The organism is Streptomyces sp. MH60, from assembly GCF_002939385.1.
Classification (GTDB): Bacteria; Actinomycetota; Actinomycetes; order Streptomycetales; family Streptomycetaceae; genus Streptomyces.
The window spans coordinates 370,999-387,025 of record NZ_MULI01000001.1 but is presented as its reverse complement, the minus strand read 5'-3'; the positions used below and the strand labels follow the sequence as shown (position 1 = coordinate 387,025).

At 72.4% G+C, this 16,027-nt stretch carries 9 protein-coding genes and 2 pseudogenes; 7 read left to right on the top strand and 4 right to left on the bottom strand.

Going from position 1 to position 16,027, the window contains the following annotated elements; translation table 11 throughout:
* Positions 1-18 precede the first annotated feature (18 nt).
* On the top strand, positions 19-6,732 hold the full coding sequence (locus BZZ08_RS01790; protein ID WP_104630308.1) for a type I polyketide synthase: 6,714 nt from the start codon (positions 19-21) through the stop codon (positions 6,730-6,732).
* A gap of 399 nt (positions 6,733-7,131) precedes the next feature.
* On the opposite strand, the gene BZZ08_RS01785 is transcribed toward BZZ08_RS01790, so the two are convergent.
* A complete protein-coding gene (locus BZZ08_RS01785; RefSeq protein ID WP_104630307.1) occupies positions 7,132-8,094 on the bottom strand; it encodes a phosphotransferase family protein in 963 nt (320 codons plus the stop codon).
* 448 nt (positions 8,095-8,542) lie between these two features.
* Between BZZ08_RS01785 and BZZ08_RS38680 the strand changes: the two genes are divergently transcribed.
* From BZZ08_RS38680 to BZZ08_RS01765, 5 genes and pseudogenes are all read left to right on the top strand, one after another.
* The gene (locus tag BZZ08_RS38680) at positions 8,543-8,692 is read left to right on the top strand and encodes a hypothetical protein (RefSeq protein ID WP_157953299.1); all 150 of its coding nucleotides are present in this window, start codon (positions 8,543-8,545) and stop codon (positions 8,690-8,692) included.
* A 184-nt stretch (positions 8,693-8,876) separates the two neighbouring features.
* Complete coding sequence (locus BZZ08_RS01775) at positions 8,877-9,764, top strand: LysR family transcriptional regulator (RefSeq protein WP_104630305.1); 888 nt, start codon at positions 8,877-8,879, stop codon at positions 9,762-9,764.
* 87 nt (positions 9,765-9,851) lie between these two features.
* Positions 9,852-11,396, top strand: coding sequence for an AMP-binding protein (locus tag BZZ08_RS01770; protein WP_104630304.1), 1,545 nt, complete (start codon positions 9,852-9,854; stop codon positions 11,394-11,396).
* A 185-nt stretch (positions 11,397-11,581) separates the two neighbouring features.
* Positions 11,582-11,750, top strand: a pseudogene (locus tag BZZ08_RS39230) (IS5/IS1182 family transposase); the annotation flags it as partial.
* Between the two features lie 364 nt (positions 11,751-12,114).
* Complete coding sequence (locus tag BZZ08_RS01765) at positions 12,115-12,498, top strand: VOC family protein (RefSeq protein WP_342210948.1); 384 nt, start codon at positions 12,115-12,117, stop codon at positions 12,496-12,498.
* Position 12,499: 1 nt separating this feature from the next.
* On the opposite strand, the pseudogene BZZ08_RS39910 reads toward BZZ08_RS01765, so the two are convergent.
* A pseudogene (locus BZZ08_RS39910) lies at positions 12,500-12,746 on the bottom strand (IS630 family transposase); the annotation flags it as partial.
* On the opposite strand from BZZ08_RS39910, the gene BZZ08_RS38675 reads away from it, so the two are divergent.
* On the top strand, positions 12,667-12,885 hold the full coding sequence (locus BZZ08_RS38675) for a hypothetical protein (protein ID WP_198601232.1): 219 nt from the start codon (positions 12,667-12,669) through the stop codon (positions 12,883-12,885). The pseudogene BZZ08_RS39910 and the gene BZZ08_RS38675 sit on opposite strands and share 80 nt — an antisense overlap.
* A gap of 645 nt (positions 12,886-13,530) precedes the next feature.
* Here BZZ08_RS38675 and BZZ08_RS01745 read toward each other — a convergent pair.
* On the bottom strand, positions 13,531-14,631 hold the full coding sequence (locus BZZ08_RS01745) for an L-idonate 5-dehydrogenase (RefSeq protein ID WP_241965321.1): 1,101 nt from the start codon (positions 14,629-14,631) through the stop codon (positions 13,531-13,533).
* Positions 14,628-16,022, bottom strand: a complete 1,395-nt coding sequence (locus BZZ08_RS01740) for an MFS transporter (RefSeq protein ID WP_104630300.1) — start codon at positions 16,020-16,022, stop codon at positions 14,628-14,630. Before BZZ08_RS01740 ends, BZZ08_RS01745 begins: the two co-directional genes overlap by 4 nt.
* Positions 16,023-16,027: the final 5 nt, after the last annotated feature.

Sequence of the window (16,027 nt, the reverse complement as noted above, 5' to 3'; positions counted from 1 at the left end):
CCGTGAAGTGAGACCCGCATGCGTTTCGAACCGATCGCCATCGTCGGCCGGGGCTGTGTCCTGCCCGGCGCACTGGACCCGGACGGGTTCTGGGAGAACGTCGCCGCCGGGCGGACGAGTCTGACGGCGGCCCCGGAAGGCCGGTGGCGGCTGCCGCGGCACCGGGTCATGGGAACGGTGGACGACCACCTCGACCGCACCTGGACCGACATCGGGGGGTACGTCGAAGGATTCGAATCCGTCTTCGACCCGGAAGGCTTCCTCCTCCCCCCGGAGCGGATCGCGACGCTGGACCCGCTCTTCCACTGGGTGCTGTACGGGGTACGACAGGCGCTCACGGAGGCGGGCCGCACCACACCGCTGCGGCGCGGCGGGCTGATCCTGGGCAACCTGTCGTACCCCACCCCCACCGGGGCGGCCTTCGCCGAACACGTCTGGCTGTCGGCGCAGCGCCCGGCGCTCCGCCAAGCGCTGCTGACGGGTGGACGCCACCCTCGCCCCGATGCCCGCAACCGCTTCTCCTCCGGCCTCCCGGCCCTGATCGCGGCCCGCGCGCTCGGGCTCGGGGCCGGGGCGTGGTCCCTCGACGCGGCCTGCGCCTCCTCGCTGTACGCGATCAAGCTGGCGTGCGACCGCTTGCACGACGGCACGGCCGACCTGATGGTGGCCGGTGCGGTCAGCCGGCCCGACCCTCTCTACCTGCACGTGGGGTTCTGCGGGCTGTCCGCGACGAGCCGTACGGGGCGCAGCCGCCCCTTCGACCGGGACGCCGACGGGCTGGTGCACGGCGAGGGCGCCGGGTTCGTCGCCCTGACGCGGCTCTCCGAGGCCCGCGCGGCGGGGCTCCCCGTGTTCGGCGTGATCCGCGGGGTGGGGCTGTCCAACGACGGGCGGGGGTCCGGTCTGATCAGCCCGTCCGAGGAGGGCCAGGTGCGGGCGATGCGTCTGGCGTACGAGGCGGCGGGCGTCGCTCCCGAGTCGGTGTCGCTCGTCGAGTGCCATGCGACGGGAACCCCGGTCGGCGACGCGGTGGAGGCGCGGGGCATGGCCCGGGTCTTCGGGGCCGCCGACGATGTGCCGATCGGTTCGGCGAAGTCGAACATCGGGCATCTGCTGGCCTCGGCGGGCGGGGCGGGGCTGTTGAAGGTGCTGGGTGCGATGCGCGCCGGGGTGCGCCCGGCGACACTCGGCGCGCGTCGGCCGCTGGACGCCCTGTCGGGCACGCCGTTGCGCGTGCTGGACACGGCGGAGGAGTGGGTGGGGCCCCGCAGGGCGGCGGTCAGCGCGTTCGGGTTCGGCGGGACCAACGCCCACCTGCTCCTCGACGACCCGGACGACGCTCCCCCGCCCTCCGTGTCCCGGCCGGCGTACGGACCGCGGTCCACCGCGCGGCGGGCCGCACCGGCGGACCGGGCACCGAGGGCCCCGGTTCCGGGACCCGACGCGCCGGACATCCCGGCCGCGGCAGCCGACGGCGGTGCGCCGGGCGACCGTACGCCCGGGGCCTGCGCGGTACCCGTGGCGATCGTGGCCATCGGGGCGCGGGTCGGGGAGGGGACATCGGTCGAGGACCTCCGCCGGGCGGTGCTGGGCGGTGAACGGCGCGGCCCGGTCGCGGAGATCGCCGTGCGGCTGACGGGCCTGTGCTTCCCCCCGCTGGCCCTGGAGCGGACCGTACGCCATCAGCTCCTGGTGCTGGAGGCCGCCCGGGAGGCGGCCCGGACGGTGAACCTGCCCCGGGAGCGGACCATGGTGGTCATCGGTACCGGCGTGGACCCGGAGGTGGCCCGGGCGGGCGCGCGCTGGCGGATTCCCCACTGGCTGGAGGAGTCGGGTGTGCCCGTCACCGCGGCGTCGGCGGACCTCGCCCGGGACGCCTTCACCCCGCCCATGACGGCGGAGGGGGTGGTGGGCAGCATGCCGAACCTGGCGGCGAACCGCATCAGCACCCAACTGGACCTGGCGGGACCGAGTTTCACGGTGTCCGCCGAGGAGGCGTCCGGGCTGGTGGCGCTGGAGGCCGCGGCCCGCGCCCTGCGGTCGGGGGAGGTCGACGCGGCGCTCGTCGGCGCCACCGACCTGTCCTGCGAGGCGGTCCACCGGGCCGCCGTGCGGGAGTCCGCTCCCGGCGTGGAGCCCGGTGACGCGGCGGTCGTCCTGGTCCTCAAGCTGCTGGACGCCGCCCGCCGGGACGGGGACACCGTCGTCGCCGTGCTGGACGAGGAAGCCGGCGACGAACCCGACATGGTCATCGGCGACGGCCCGGACGCGGCATTCGATCCGTCGTCCGCCTTCGGGCGCGCCCATGCGGCATCCGGGCTGGTGTCCGTCGCCGTCGCGGCGCTCTCGCTCCAGCACCGCGCGGTCCCCCGCCTCGACGCGCCCGCCGACACGGCGGCCGTCACCCACACCGCGCGGGCCGTCGCCGTACCGATGGAGGGGCCGGCCATGAGCGTCCGGCTGCGCGCCGGGGACCCCTGGCCGTGGCTGCCGGGGTCCGCCCCGCGCCTGCGCGTCTTCTCCGGGGCGGACCGCGCGGAGGTGCTGGCCGCCCTGGAGGCCGGGACCGAGTCCTCGGCGGGCCCGGCCCGGCTGGCTCTCGTGGCGGACGGCGGCACCGCCTGGGCGGAGCGCCGCGAAGCGGCCCGTCGCTGGCTGGCGGAGGGTGGTGCCCGCCCGGCGGATGTCCTGTACCGGGACGCGCCGGTCGGCGGAGAGACCGCCTTCGTGTACACCAACGGCTCGGCCGCGTACCCAGGGATGGGTCAGGCGCTGACGCTGGCGTGCCCGTCGCTGGGCGAGAGCGTCCGTGCGGGGCACCGGGCGATCGGGACGCGGTTGCGCTCCGGGGCGGGGCCCGGGGTGCTCGGCCAGATCTGGTCCGTCGCCGAACTGGCGGTCTTCCACACGGTGTTCAGCCGTGAGGTGCTGGGCCTGCGGCCGGACGCCGCGATCGGCTACTCCTCGGGCGAGTCGACGGCACTGGTCGCGCTGGGCGCGTGGCCGGACGCCTCGGGGCTGTACGAGGCGACGCGGGAGAGCGGGCTGTTCACCACGGAACTCACGGGTGAGCTGCGGGCGGTGCGGCGCTACTGGCGGCAGCGCGGCATCGGCGGCGACCGCTGGTCGAGCTATCTGGTCGCCGCGCCGCTGGAGGCCGTCCGCGCGGAGCTCGCCGGAGAGCGGGCGGTCCATCTGATGGCGGTGAACGCGCCCGGGGTCTGCGTCGTCGGCGGCGAGTCCGGGGCGTGCGCGGCCGTGGTCACCCGGCTGGGCGTGGACCGGGCGATCGAGCTGGACTACGACATGGCCGCCCACGCCCCGGAGTTGGCGGAGGTCCGCGAGGTGTGGCGCGAGGCCCACCGCCGCCCCACGGTCGAGGTGCCGGGGGTCCGGTTCTACAGCGGGGCCACCGGCCGGGCGTACCGTCCGACGACTGAGCGGGCCGCCGAAGCGCTCACCGCTCAGGGACTGGGCACGATCGACTTCGCGGCGACGATCGAGCGGGCGTGGGCGGACGGTGTCCGCGTCTTCGTGGAGCACGGGCCCCGGAAGCTGTGCACCGGCTGGATCAAGCGGGTCCTCGGGGACCGGGAGTATGTGGCCGTCGCGCTGGACACCCCGGACGACCCCGGGCTGCGGAATCTGTGCCTGGCCGTCGGCGAACTCGTGGTGGCCGGGGTGCAGGTGCGGGCCGACGCGTTGACCGCCCGGCTCGCCGAGGCCGCTACCGGTCTCCCGGCCCCCGGACCGACCGTCACCGTTGCCGTACCCCCCACGCCCTGCCTGCCGCCCCTGGAGCCCGCCGTGACCGTTCTGCCCCGGGCCCCCGAGCTGGCGCCGGTGCCGGCGGAGCGGCCCGCTCCCGCGGAACGGTACGGTGCCCCGGTAGCCGCCGTACCCGCTGCCGCGGTGGGGCCGGTGGCCCGGCTGTCCGACCCGGCGTCCCCGGCGCCCGGGGTCGCGGGCACGGTCGCCCGGCAGAGCCGGCGGGCTGCCCTGGTGCACCAGGAGATCATGGCCGCGCACGCGGAGGCCCACCGGCGGTTCCTGCACGTGTCCACGCTGGCCGTCACGGCGCTGACGGCGGGCGGCAGGGCGGACGCCGGACGCGCGGCGATTTCCCTGCCCCCGGGAGGCGTTGCCTCCGTACCGCCGTCCGCCGCCCTCCCCGTACGACCGCCGTGCGCCGCGTCCGCCCCCGTACGACCGCGGGGCCCGGTATCAGCCGCGCGCCCCGGCACGGCTCCGGATCCGGTCCCTGTCCCGGAGGCGAAGCCGGTGTTCGACCGGGCCCAGCTGGAGCACCATGCCTCCGGGAAGATCTCCACGCTGTTCGGTCCGCGCTTCGCCGAGCAGGACCGGTACGCGGTGCAGACCCGGATGCCCGGACCGCCGATGCTCTTCGCCGACCGGGTCACCGCCGTCGACGCGGTGCCCGCGGCGCTCGTCCTGCCGGGACCGGTCCGCACGGACGGGCGGATCTGGACGGAGACCGACATCCTGACCGACAGCTGGTACCTGGACGCGACGGGACGCATGCCGGCCGGCGTGCTGATCGAGGCGGGACAGGCCGATCTGCTGCTGCTCAGCTGGCTGGGGGCGGACCTGCTCAACCGGGGCGAGCGCGTCTACCGCCTGCTCGGCTGCGAGGTGACGTTCCATGGTGGCCCGCCCCGCCCCGGCGACACCCTGCGCTTCGAGATCCATGTGGACGGCCACGCGGAGGCGGGCGGGGTCCGGCTGGCCTTCTTCCACTACGACTGCTACGTGGACGGTGAGTTGCGGCTCAGCGTCCGCGAGGGCCAAGCTGGTTTCTTCACCCCCGCCGAGCTGGCCAGCAGTGGCGGAGTGCGCTGGGACCCGGCCGAGCACGCTCCCGGCGACGGCCTTCCGTTCGACCCTCCGGCCGTACGCTGCGAGCGGACCCGCTTCGGTACGGACCGGGTGCGGGCCCTGGCGCAGGGGTCGCCCGCGGAGTGCTTCGGGCAGGGCTGGGAGGCGACGGCGGCCCATGTGCGGACACCCCTTCTCGACGGGGAGCGGCTGCGCCTGCTGGACGAGGTCACCGTGTTCGACCCCGTCGGCGGACCGTGGGGCCGGGGGTATCTGCGCGCCGAGACGGCGGTGTCCCCGGACGACTGGTTCTTCACCGGTCACTTCAAGAACGACCCCTGCATGCCGGGCACCCTGATGCTCCAGGGCGGTCTCCAGGCCATGGCCTTCTATCTGACGGCCTCGGGCCACACCGTCGACCGGGACGGTTGGCGTTTCGAGCCGGTCGACACACAGCCGTCCCGGACCATGTGCCGGGGCCAGGCGACCCCGGAGTCCCGGAGGATCGTCTACGAGGTGTTCGTCCGGGGTGTCTCGGCCGGGCCGGTGCCGACGCTCCACGCCGATGTCCTCGGGTCGGTGGACGGCAGGAAGGCGTTCCTGGGGCGCGGCATGGCACTCCGGCTGGTGCCCGACTGGCCGTTGTCGCAGTGGCGGGGCTCGGGCCCGCCCGCCGTGCAGGAGGACGGAGTGCCGGTGCCGCCGCCACGGCTCGGCGGGCTGTCCGGGCACCGGGAGGAAAAGGCGGTGGCCGTCGCGGCCGATGGGTTCCGCTTCGACTACGCGTCGTTGCTGGCATGCGCCTGGGGCCGGCCCAGCGAGGCGTTCGGCACCATGTACGAGCCCTTCGACGGCACCCGCAGGGTCGCCAGGCTCCCCGGGCCGCCCTACCACTTCATGAGCCGGATCGTCTCGGTGGACGGCGTCCAGGGCGGCATGCGAGAGGGCAGCGTCGTCGTCGCCGAGTACGACGTACCGGAACGGGCGTGGTACTTCGAGCAGAACCCGTCCCGGTGCATGCCGCTCGCGATCCTCATGGAGGTCGCGCTGCAGCCCTGCGGGTGGCTGGCCTCGTACGCCGGCAGCGCGACGACCAGCGAGCAGGACCTGCTGTTCCGCAATCTGGACGGAGCGAAGACGGTCACCGGCGAGGTCACCGCCGGGACGCGTACGATCCGCACCCGGGCCGAACTGACCCGTGTCTCGCGCAGCGGGGACATGATCATCGAGTCGTTCCGCGTGGTGTGCACGGCCGACGACGCGCCCCTCGCCGAACTCACCACGGTCTTCGGCTACTTCCCCCGGTCGGCGTTCGACGACCAGCAAGGGCTGCCGGTCCCGGCCGAGGAGCACGCCCGTCTCGACGAGCCCTGCGACCGAGTGGTCGACCTGACCGCCCGGCCCGCCTCCTACTGCGCCGGGGAGCTGCGCCTGCCGGGCCGCATGCTGCTGATGTTGGACCGGGTCACGGGCTGCTGGCCGGAGGGCGGAAGCGCGGGGCTCGGCCGACTGCGGTCGGAGAAGGACGTGCGCCCGGACGCCTGGTTCTTCCGGGCCCACTTCTTCCAGGACCCGGTGCAGCCCGGCTCCCTGGGGGTCGAGGCCATGTGCCAGCTGCTCCAGTACCACCTGATCGAAGGCGGCGCGGCGGAGGGGATCGTCCACCCCCGGTTCGACCCGGTGCTGCCCGGCCGGAAGACGGAGTGGACGTACCGGGGCCAGATCACCCCCGCCAACCGGCTGATCCGGGTGGACATGGACATCGTGGAGACCGGTATGGACGCACGCGGGCCCTATGCCGTGGCGGACGCGACGCTGTGGGGCGACGACACGTGCATCTACCGGGTACGGGGGCTGGGAATGCGGGTGGTGTCGGGCCCCCCGCCCGTGCGGTGATCTGCTCGGTCCGCCATCCCGAGGTCGGCCGCCGGGCCCGTACGATCGCGGTGCCGGCCGCCGCGGTGCCGGCCGCCGCGGTGCTGGCCTGCAATACGGCGTTGCCCCTGGACGTCCGCAGCGCGGCTGCCCTCGTCCGTCCCTACGCCCTTCCCCTGAACCCGTATCGTCGAGCTCACCGAGGACCACATCAGCCGGGACCAGGAGCACACCTACCCGGCCGTCAACCAGCACCCTTTCGTGCTCCCGCCGAAACTCACCCGTCTTATCGACGCCGACTACATTGGCAGCGCGACGGGACACCCCGCAGGGCTAGCGATGTGCCCGGCGGATTGCCGCGTTCCGGCCAATCCGAGGCACAGGACGCCTTGACGCCTCCGCGTCCCGGCCCGCCTTGACTCAGCCTGGCGCGTCCATCAGTGCGGTGACATAGGCATCAAGCCGCGCCTCCACAGCTCGCGTCGTCAGCTCTGTCCTCCCTGCCCCTCGCCATGTCTGCGCCACCACCTGCACTTCTTCTGAGGATGCCAGCCCGTCCCGGACCAGCCAGTACAGCCGTTCGCTCGCGTCCGCAGCCAGCACCCCGCCAGCCTGCTCATACGCCTCGGGGAACCGTAGACCCCACTCCGGGCCGTGCAGCAGCGCGAGATTGACCGAGCAGTGCGCCACATCGAGATCCGCCGGGCCCCAGGAGGTCGCCGCCCAGTCGACGACCCCCGTGATCCGGTTATCTGCTGGCCTCAAAGGCGGCACGTCGAACAGTACGTTGCCCGGCTGGAAGTCCCGGTGCAGGAACCGCCCTTCGTAAGGCGGCGGGGGGCTACGGATGACGTCGACAGCGGCGGCCCAAGCCGCCGCGTCGGCGCCCCTGGGAACGGCGACGGTGTCGGCGGTCGTCAACGCGACATAGTTCCGGGGCCGTTCGGCGGGGCGCACCGTGTGGATCGCCACAAGTTGGCGGGCCAGCAGGGGGACGCGCGCCTCCAATCCCTCGTCGTCGAGGGCCGTCCGGCCCGCCAGATGTGTCATGAGGAGCGAGGGGTATTCGCAGTACGCGGCGGTCTGATCAACCGCGACCAGTCCGGGAGCCGGCACGCCGGTCCCCGTGAGCAGGGTCAGGGCACTGGCCTCCCTGTTCAGCGAGTCCTCGGCGTGCCCTAGGTGAAACGGGTCGACGAAGCTCCGCAGCACCAGGTCACGGGTGCCACCGTCCGGCGTACCGATGGTCAGCCTCCGCACGTCCGCCGTGAGGCCGCCCCGCAGCGCCTCGGTTCCGACGATCCGCTCACCGGCCTCCAGGTGCCGGCGCACCCAGGCGAGTGTCAACGGACGGACAGCCGCCGCCTCATTGTGATTGGTCACCGTGCCACCTCATCATCCGGCCAGCTACCCGCACGATTCCTTTTATCGGCAGCGATAGCCGTTTGCGACTCAGTCCGACAAGCCCAGGTTCGGGCGACTCTGCGGCGCCCCGGCGGCACCCCGGGGCATGCGGGCTCCCCTCCCTCATCGCCGGCGAGACGAGCCACCCGTTGCGGCGAGAGCCTTACACCTTGTCTCCGCTGACGTGACCAAGCCGGGTGCGGAGCTGCTTCGCCCTGCGGCGAATACTGCAAGTCTCGAATACCGACACTCCACCCGTGCCGGTATCCGGGCGACGCCCCCTCGGTCCTCACCCCCCGCGTCCCGCGCGCCGTCCGCACCCACGGCGTCTTCTTGCGACGCCCGCACCCGGACCACGGCTGCGTCGCAGCGCGGGCCCCGAAACGCAGAGAAGGCCCGGCAGGCTGCCGGAGTCGCGGGTGCGCCCGTGCCTGGGTCGGAAATGTCGACGGTGGTCACCGCGGCGGCCGGGTGCCGCATGACGGTCACCGGAACGGCGCCGGGCTCGGTGCTGGGTGCCCACCACATGGGCGACCACGGCCCCGACAGCTCGTCTGCTTCCAGCACGACGAGGTGATCGTGTCCCGAGGAGGAGGCCGACACCGTCGTCGCGGCGATCCGTTCCCGTTCACGACGGCGGTGGTGGTGGCGTGCTACGCGGACGCGAAGTGAGTGGGGCGGGGCGTCCCCGAGGTTGATCACCGCGGTCGCAGCGGCGGTGCCTCGCCCCACCCAGATCCGATCCGGACGAGACTACCGACATGGATCTGCTGTCTCTTCGCTACTTTCAGTCCGTCGCACGTCACCAGCACATCAGCCGGGCTGCGGAGGAACTCCGAGTGGCCCAGCCGTCGGTGAGCCGGACCATCATCCGGCTGGAGTCAGAACTCGGCGCTCCACTCTTCGACCGCAGAGGCCGCCGTATACGTCTCAACGAGCACGGCGCCGCCTTCCTGGTCCGGGTCGAGCGGGCCCTGGCGGAGCTGGAGGATGCCCGGCGGGAGGTGGCCGACGCCGGTCGCGGCAGCCCCGGCCGGGTCGCGGTCGCCGCCGAGACCCTGCTACAGCTGGCCGGGGTGCTGTCCGCGTTCCGCGAGCTCCGACCGGGGGTGCGGGTGCACCTCTTCCAGGCCCCGGTGGGTTCGATGCGACAGCATCTGCGCTCGGGCGAGGTCGATTTCGCCCTCGCCTCCCAGCCGCTGGCCGGCCCCGAGCTGTGCTCGACGGAACTGGCACGGGAGGAGGTGCTGTTGGCCGTACCGCTCGGGCACCCACTGGCCGACCAGGAGCAGGTCTCGGTGACCGAGTTGGCCGACGAGGGCTTCGTCAGCACACGTGCCGGTCACTGGCAACGGGCGTTGTTGGAGAAGCTCTTCGCCCGTGAGGGACTCACGCCGCACGTGGTCTGCGAAGGCGACGAGGCCGCAGCCACTCCCGAACTCATCGGTGCCGGTGTGGGCATCGGCCTGATGCCGGCCGTCGCACGCCGGGCCCTCGGCGATCACGGCCCGGTCGGCTGGCTTCGACTGGACGCCCCGGACTGCTACCGGACGCTGACCATGGTGTGGCGCCGGCGCGCCTATCTCTCCCCTGCAGCCCTGGACTTCCGCCGACTGGCCGGGGAACGGCTCATGCCCGACACAGCATGAGTACATGCCGAAACCGGTCGTGGACACCTGAAGAACCCCGCCCATAGCGTCGAAGTCGCCCACAGACGCGAAAGAGGGAGACAGTCGATGAGCCGACAAGGCGGCACCACCGGGACGGGCTTCAGCACCTACGCGGAGGCGATCCTCGACGTCCTGTCCGCCGCACCGTCCCGGCCGGTCCTGACGACCGCCGAGGGAGCGGTGATCAGCGCGGGGGCGTTACGGGACCAGGTCTGCCGGCTCGGCGGGGAACTGGGACGGCGCGGGGTGGGCAGGGGCGCCACGGTCGGCCTGCTCACCGGCAACAGTGCCGACGGCATTGCCGCCCGCTACGCCGCCAACCTGACCGGTGCGCGGGTGGTCGTTCTCTACGAGGGCATGAGCGCATCGGTCATGGCCCGCATCCTGGAAAGCGTGGACGGCGCCCTGCTGCTGGTGGACGAACAGCGGCGTGCCGTGGCGCGGGAGCTGCTGCCGCTGCCCGGTGTCCCTCCGGTGCTGTCCTTGGGCCCGAGCGAGTTCGCCGAAGACGTACTGGCCGCGGCCCGTAGGCATCCGGTGCGTCCCGTGCGCGCTCCGGTGGGTCCGGACGACGACTGGCGCATCGGCTACACCGGCGGGACCACGGGGATTCCCAAGGGCATCCGAATGAGCCACGGCTCCTACCGACGGAGCCTCGAGCGCAGGCTCACCGACGCCGGCGACCCGCCCCGTTTCCTGGCATGCACCTCGCTCGCCCATCTCGCCGGGATCTTCGCCGACACGGCTCTTCTGGAAGGCGGATCGGTCGTCCTGCGGCACGACTTCGAACCCGGGGACGTGCTGGCCACGGTCGAGCGCGAGCGCATCACCCACACCTGGTTGCTGCCGCCTCTGCTGTACCGGCTACTGGACCACCCGGACCTGTCCGCCACCGACCTGTCCAGCCTGAGCCGCGTGACCTACGGCGGCACCGCCGCGGCACCGGCCAGGTTGCGGCAGGCGGCCAAACTTCTAGGCCCTGTGCTGTACGGCTTGTACGGTCAGGCCGAGACGCAGCTCATATCGGAGACGGGCCCCGACGAGCAGGAGCTGACCGGCCGCGAGGGCCACCCGACGGTCGGCCGGGCCGTGCCCGGCGTCGAGATCGTCGTCCAGGACACCGACGGCACCGCCCTGGCGCCCGGGACACCGGGCGAAGTGCTGGTGCGCTCGCCCTACGCGATGCACGGCTACTGGAAGCAGCCCGAGCTGACCCGTGAGGTACTGCGCGACGGCTGGGTGCGCACGGGGGACGTCGGCTATCTCGACGAGAACGGTTACCTCTTCATCGTGGACCGGATCAAGGAGATGATCGTGGTCGTCGGAGGGCACGTCTATCCCGCGGAGCTGGAGGCCCTGCTCCTGGACCACCCCTCCGTCGCCCAGTGCACGGTCTTCGGCAGCCGGGACGAGGAATCGGTGGAGCACGTCCACGCCGCCGTGGTGCCCGTCCCCGGACACGAGCCGTCACTCGACGAGATCCGCGCCTTCGTCACCGCCCGCAAGGGACGCCTCTACGCCCCCGAGACCGTGCACCTGGTCCCCGCCATCCCCCTGACCGCGGTCGGCAAACCGGACAAGCGGCGACTGCGGTCCCTGCTGACGGGCTGACACGGCGCCACGCACCCCTCGGCCTCCCCGGAACACAGATGAAGACCAGGCAGGATGACGCCCGGCCTGGTCTTCGCCCGAGCCGCCTTCGGGATGCGAGCCCGAGACCCACGCATGACGAGCCCCGCGAATTCATCCCGGGTGGTGTTGGACGATGCCGCCAGATCCCGTTTCCGCCGACCAGCGGCAGGCCACCAGCCTTCGACCGCGAGGCCTACAAGCAGTGCAACACCGTCGAGCGGTGCGTCAACCGCCTGAAACAGTGGGGGCATTGCCACCCGCTATGAGGAGACGGCAATCATCTGGCTGGCTGGACTCCGCCTCGCGGGCATCTTCCTCTGGTCCGCCCGGTGATCCGAACGAAACTGCCTAGGCCAGGGTCGCGGGCGGCCTGGCAGCGGCGCACCGGACTCAGTTCCTCTGCTCGGGGCGGCGGCGGGAGAGGCAGGCGGCCAGGCGATCGCGAACCGGCAGGGCGAAGGGCTTCGGCAAGGCCGCCCTCGCTCCACTCGTTACAACCCTCATCTTTGCCTTCACCGGTCGTGGCGGGGCGCCGATCGCGGCGCTGGCTGCCGCCCGCACCTCCCGTACGATCCAGATCACCATTCACATCCGCAGCCGCATCAGGCGACGTTCGCCCCGTCGTACTGCTCAGGGTGACTCGCTCCGGTGCCAACGGTGGTAACGGCGTGTGTGGAGGGCTCGGGTAGGCTCAAGCATGCGATCTCGAACAGGCGGCATGTGGTGGGGCACCACGCTCGAAGCGCCGGATCCCAGCGGTTTGGCGAAGTTCTATGCCGAGCTTCTCGATTGGCAGGTCGGGCACGAAGAGCCGGGAACAGCCATTGTGGCTGCCTCACCGCAAGGACCGTTCTTCGTTTTCCAACAAGCGGAGGGCTATCGGCCTCCGGTATGGCCACCGGCCGACGGTGATCAGCGCCCCATGATGCACTTCGACTTCCAGGTCGGTGACCTGGACTCGGCGGTCGCCGAGGCGGTGGCCCTGGGCGCCACCATCGCGGAGTTCCAACCACGGGAGAACGTCCGGGTACTCTTCGACCCGGCCGGCCATCCTTTCTGCCTGTGCCGCGACGACGAGTAGATCAGGCGACGGTCGCCCGGTCGACGACGCCGCGTAGGCGCCGGTCGTCGGCCCGGCGGTTTCGCCAGATGATGTAGCGGCGCCAGATGATGAAGCGGCGGATCATGCTGCCCTGCTCCCTTGTGGTCGGCGTGGTCGGTGCCGTCGAGCGTGAAGTAGCGCGGGGCGGTGAACGGGGCCTCGATCCGGTTGAGCCAGGAGGAGTTCGTCGGGGTGCGGGCGATCTCAGCGTTGTTCGCGGCCGCCCACCTCCAGGTGACCCAGGAGATCAGCCTGGGCCAGGTCCGTGAGGCCCCGCTCGTCGCCGAGGCCGCCGTGGACCGGGTGCGCGACAAATTCGGCCCCGGCATCATCGGCCCCGCTTCGGTCGCCCGGCGCGCATCCTGAAGACCGCCGCCCTGCCGCCGAGCACAGCCCTTGGATGACAGGAGCGTCGTGGAGCCGACAACGCTGCTCGCCGACCACGGCGTGTCCCCGGCCCGACTTGAGCCCGCACCGGCGCCGCCCGCCCTGCGGGAGTCGGCGGCCGAGCTCAGCCGGCTGGCCGAAACGGCAGAGGTGGCACGCAACCCAGGTGCCGCCCACGGCCACTACGAGGTCAGCCGACGAACGGTGACGAGGGACGCGCGGACAACCTCGGCTGACCGGCCTTCCTGCCGGAGCCGGAAGGCCGTCGCCTCGCGTCGAAGACGCTGCGCGTGACACGCACGCGAATGCTGGACACGTCACGCGCACCAAAGGTCGGTGCCGGGTGAAAGGAGGCGGTGTGTAGCAGTCGGCTGTGGTGCCTTCAGTGAGCCCAGGAGACAGGCACGCCTGACAACTGCGGCGGGTAGGCGACTGCGGTGGGCGGCGGCGATGTCCCCGATCCGCTTCGACAGCCCTTGCCACCGAGGGAAGCGGTCGCTGACCTGCACCACGTCCGGGCGCCGTCGGTGATGCGTGTCGACCGGGTGAGAAAGGTCCACGAACAGGTCGAACTCGGCGTGGGAGGGGAAACGGTGTCGCCGCCACGGCCACAACTGCGGTGTCCTAGGTGGGAGCCGAATCCCACCTGTCGGACAGCCGCAGCAGCACTTTGCTGCTCCCGGCGGCCGGGTCGGCGGCGACCGACAGGGCCTCGGCCGCCCGGTCCAGTGGGAACCGGTGGGTGATCAGCGGTGTAACGTCCACGCCGTCGCGCAGGGCGAGCAGCGCGTCGTCGATCTCCTCCACGAAGCGGTACGACCCCGTCCAGGTGATCTCGCGGGTGACCAGGTCGCCGAGGACGGCGGTCACCGCGCTGCCGGGCAGGTTGCCGACCTGGACGAGGGTGCCGCCACGGGCGGTGGCCCGCAATACCGCACCGAGCGCCGCCGGGGCGCCGGACGCCTCGAAGACCACCTCCACGTCCTCCGGCAGCGTCTCGCCGCGCGCGAGGTCGCGGGTCTCGTCGGCTCCCATCGCCCGGGCGACGGCGAGCGCGTCCGCTGACAGGTCGGCGGCGATCACCGTGTCCGCGCCGCGGTGTTTGGCAGCGGCCGCCACCAGGGAGCCGATCGGTCCGGCACCGTTGACCAGGACGGTCCGGCCGTGCAGGGACGGGGCCCGGCCGACGGCGTGCAGGGCCACGGCCAGCGGCTCCGCCAGGGCGCCCCGCTCGGTGTCCACCCCGTCCGGCAGCGGCCGTACCTGGTCGGCGTCGACCGTGCGGTATTCGCTGAACCCGCCGTCGGTGTGGGGGGTGAAGGCTGCCGAGCCGAAGTAGCGGATGTGGGGGTAGAGGTTGGTGCGGCCCGCGATCCGTTGGGGCAGTACGCCGTCGCCGACCGGCCGGGCCGGGTGGACGGTCGTCGGCTGGCCTTCGGCGAGCCCGGTGACGCCCGGGCCGAGCGCGGCGATGCGGCCCGCCACCTCGTGCCCGAGGACCAGTGGATGGCTGAGCGCGGCTGTGCCGGATGCGCCGTGCCTCCAGTAGGCGATGTCGGATCCGCAGATCCCGCCCCATTCCAGGGCCAGCAGCACCTCGCCGGGTCCGGGTACCGGCAGTGGCCGTTCGTCCACGCGGACGTCGCCTGGGCCGTGCACCACCAGGGCACGCATGGTGCGCTTCCTGTCGGCGGGGGCTCCGTGGCTCTCGGTGGCGGTGGTCATACGGCGTCCTCCAGGCGGACCAGGTCGCGTCCGCGGGTTTCGGGCGCCAGGTACGCGCCGACGAACGTGATCAGTGAGTAGACGATGAGCATGGCGGCGATCGGCCACCAGCTCCCGGTGACGGCCGTGAGGGTGGCGGCGAGGACGGGGCCTATCGCGGTGGCGAGGATGCCGCCGATCTCCTTGGCGAGCGCGAGCTGGGTGAACCGGGTGCGGGCGCCGAAGAGTTCGGCCATCGTCACGCTCTCCAGCGAGAACAGCCCGAGCACGCCGACGTTGAGGCCGAGCACCATGCCGATCATCACGCCCGGCGTCGTACCGGAGGTGATCAGCAGCATCACCGGGAAGGCGAGGACCATGGTCAGCGCCGAGACGACCAGGTAGAGCACGCGGCGGCCGACGCGGTCGCCGAGCAGGCCGATGAACGGCACGGTGGCGAAGCCCACGAGCGAGCCGTACACGATGGCGTCCGTGGGTACGGACCGGTCGACGGCGAGATTGGTGGCGATGTAGCCGACGAGGAAGGTCTGGATCAGTCCGGAGTTGCCGGCCTGGCCGAAGCGGAGCGCCAGGGCGAGGAAGAACGCCTTGCCCTTGCGCTGCCGCACGCCGGCCGCCAGTACGGTGCCCTGCTGCTCAGCGGAGTCGGTGATGGCCGCCTCCACCTGGTCGCGGTCCAGCGCCACACCGTCCACGACGTCGGCGCGTTCCTCGAAGACGGGGCTCTCCTTCAGGCCGCGGCGCAGCCAGACGGCGAACAGCATCATGGCGAAGCTGAGCAGGAACGGCAGCCGCCAGCCCCAGGACAGGAGTTGGTCCTCGGTGAGTACGGCGAGCAGGACGGCCCACAAGCCGGAGGCGGCCAGGGTCCCGGAGTTGGTGCCGAGCGACACCAGCGAGGAGATCAGGCCCCGGCGCTTGGCGGGCGCGTACTCGGCGAGGAGCACCGTCGCGCCGGCGATCTCGGCGCCCGCGCCGAATCCCTGCGCCAGCCGCAGCGCGACCAGCAGGATCGGTGCCATGATGCCGACCGTGCCGTAGGTGGGCAGGACGCCGATCAGGGTCGTCGAGGCCCCCATCAGGAGCACGGTGATGTAGAGGACCTTCTTGCGGCCGAGCCGGTCGCCCATGCGTCCGAAGTACACCGCGCCGGCGAGCCGGGCGACGTAGCCGACGCCGTAGGTGGCCATCGCGGCGATCAGTCCGATCGCGGGGCTGACGTCGGGGAAGAAGAGCTTGTTGAAGACGATCGCGGCGGCCAGCGAGTAGAGCTGGAAGTCCATGAATTCCATGGCCGTGCCCAGCCAGCCCGAGACGGCGGCTCTTGCCAGATCGCCCGTGGTGCGCTCCGCGGGGCGCGTCTGCTCCGCGGCGACGGCGCTGTCCTTCATCGTGA

Excerpts from the sequence above, each read along its gene's own strand:
- BZZ08_RS01745 (WP_241965321.1), bottom strand. The coding sequence starts at position 14,631 with ATGACCACCGCCACCGAGAGCCACGGAGCCCCCGCCGACAGGAAGCGC.
- BZZ08_RS01740 (WP_104630300.1), bottom strand. The coding sequence starts at position 16,022 with ATGAAGGACAGCGCCGTCGCCGCGGAGCAGACGCGCCCCGCGGAGCGC.
- BZZ08_RS01765 (WP_342210948.1), top strand. The coding sequence starts at position 12,115 with ATGCGATCTCGAACAGGCGGCATGTGGTGGGGCACCACGCTCGAAGCG.
- BZZ08_RS01770 (WP_104630304.1), top strand. The coding sequence starts at position 9,852 with ATGAGCCGACAAGGCGGCACCACCGGGACGGGCTTCAGCACCTACGCG.
- BZZ08_RS01775 (WP_104630305.1), top strand. The coding sequence starts at position 8,877 with ATGGATCTGCTGTCTCTTCGCTACTTTCAGTCCGTCGCACGTCACCAG.
- BZZ08_RS01790 (WP_104630308.1), top strand. The coding sequence starts at position 19 with ATGCGTTTCGAACCGATCGCCATCGTCGGCCGGGGCTGTGTCCTGCCC.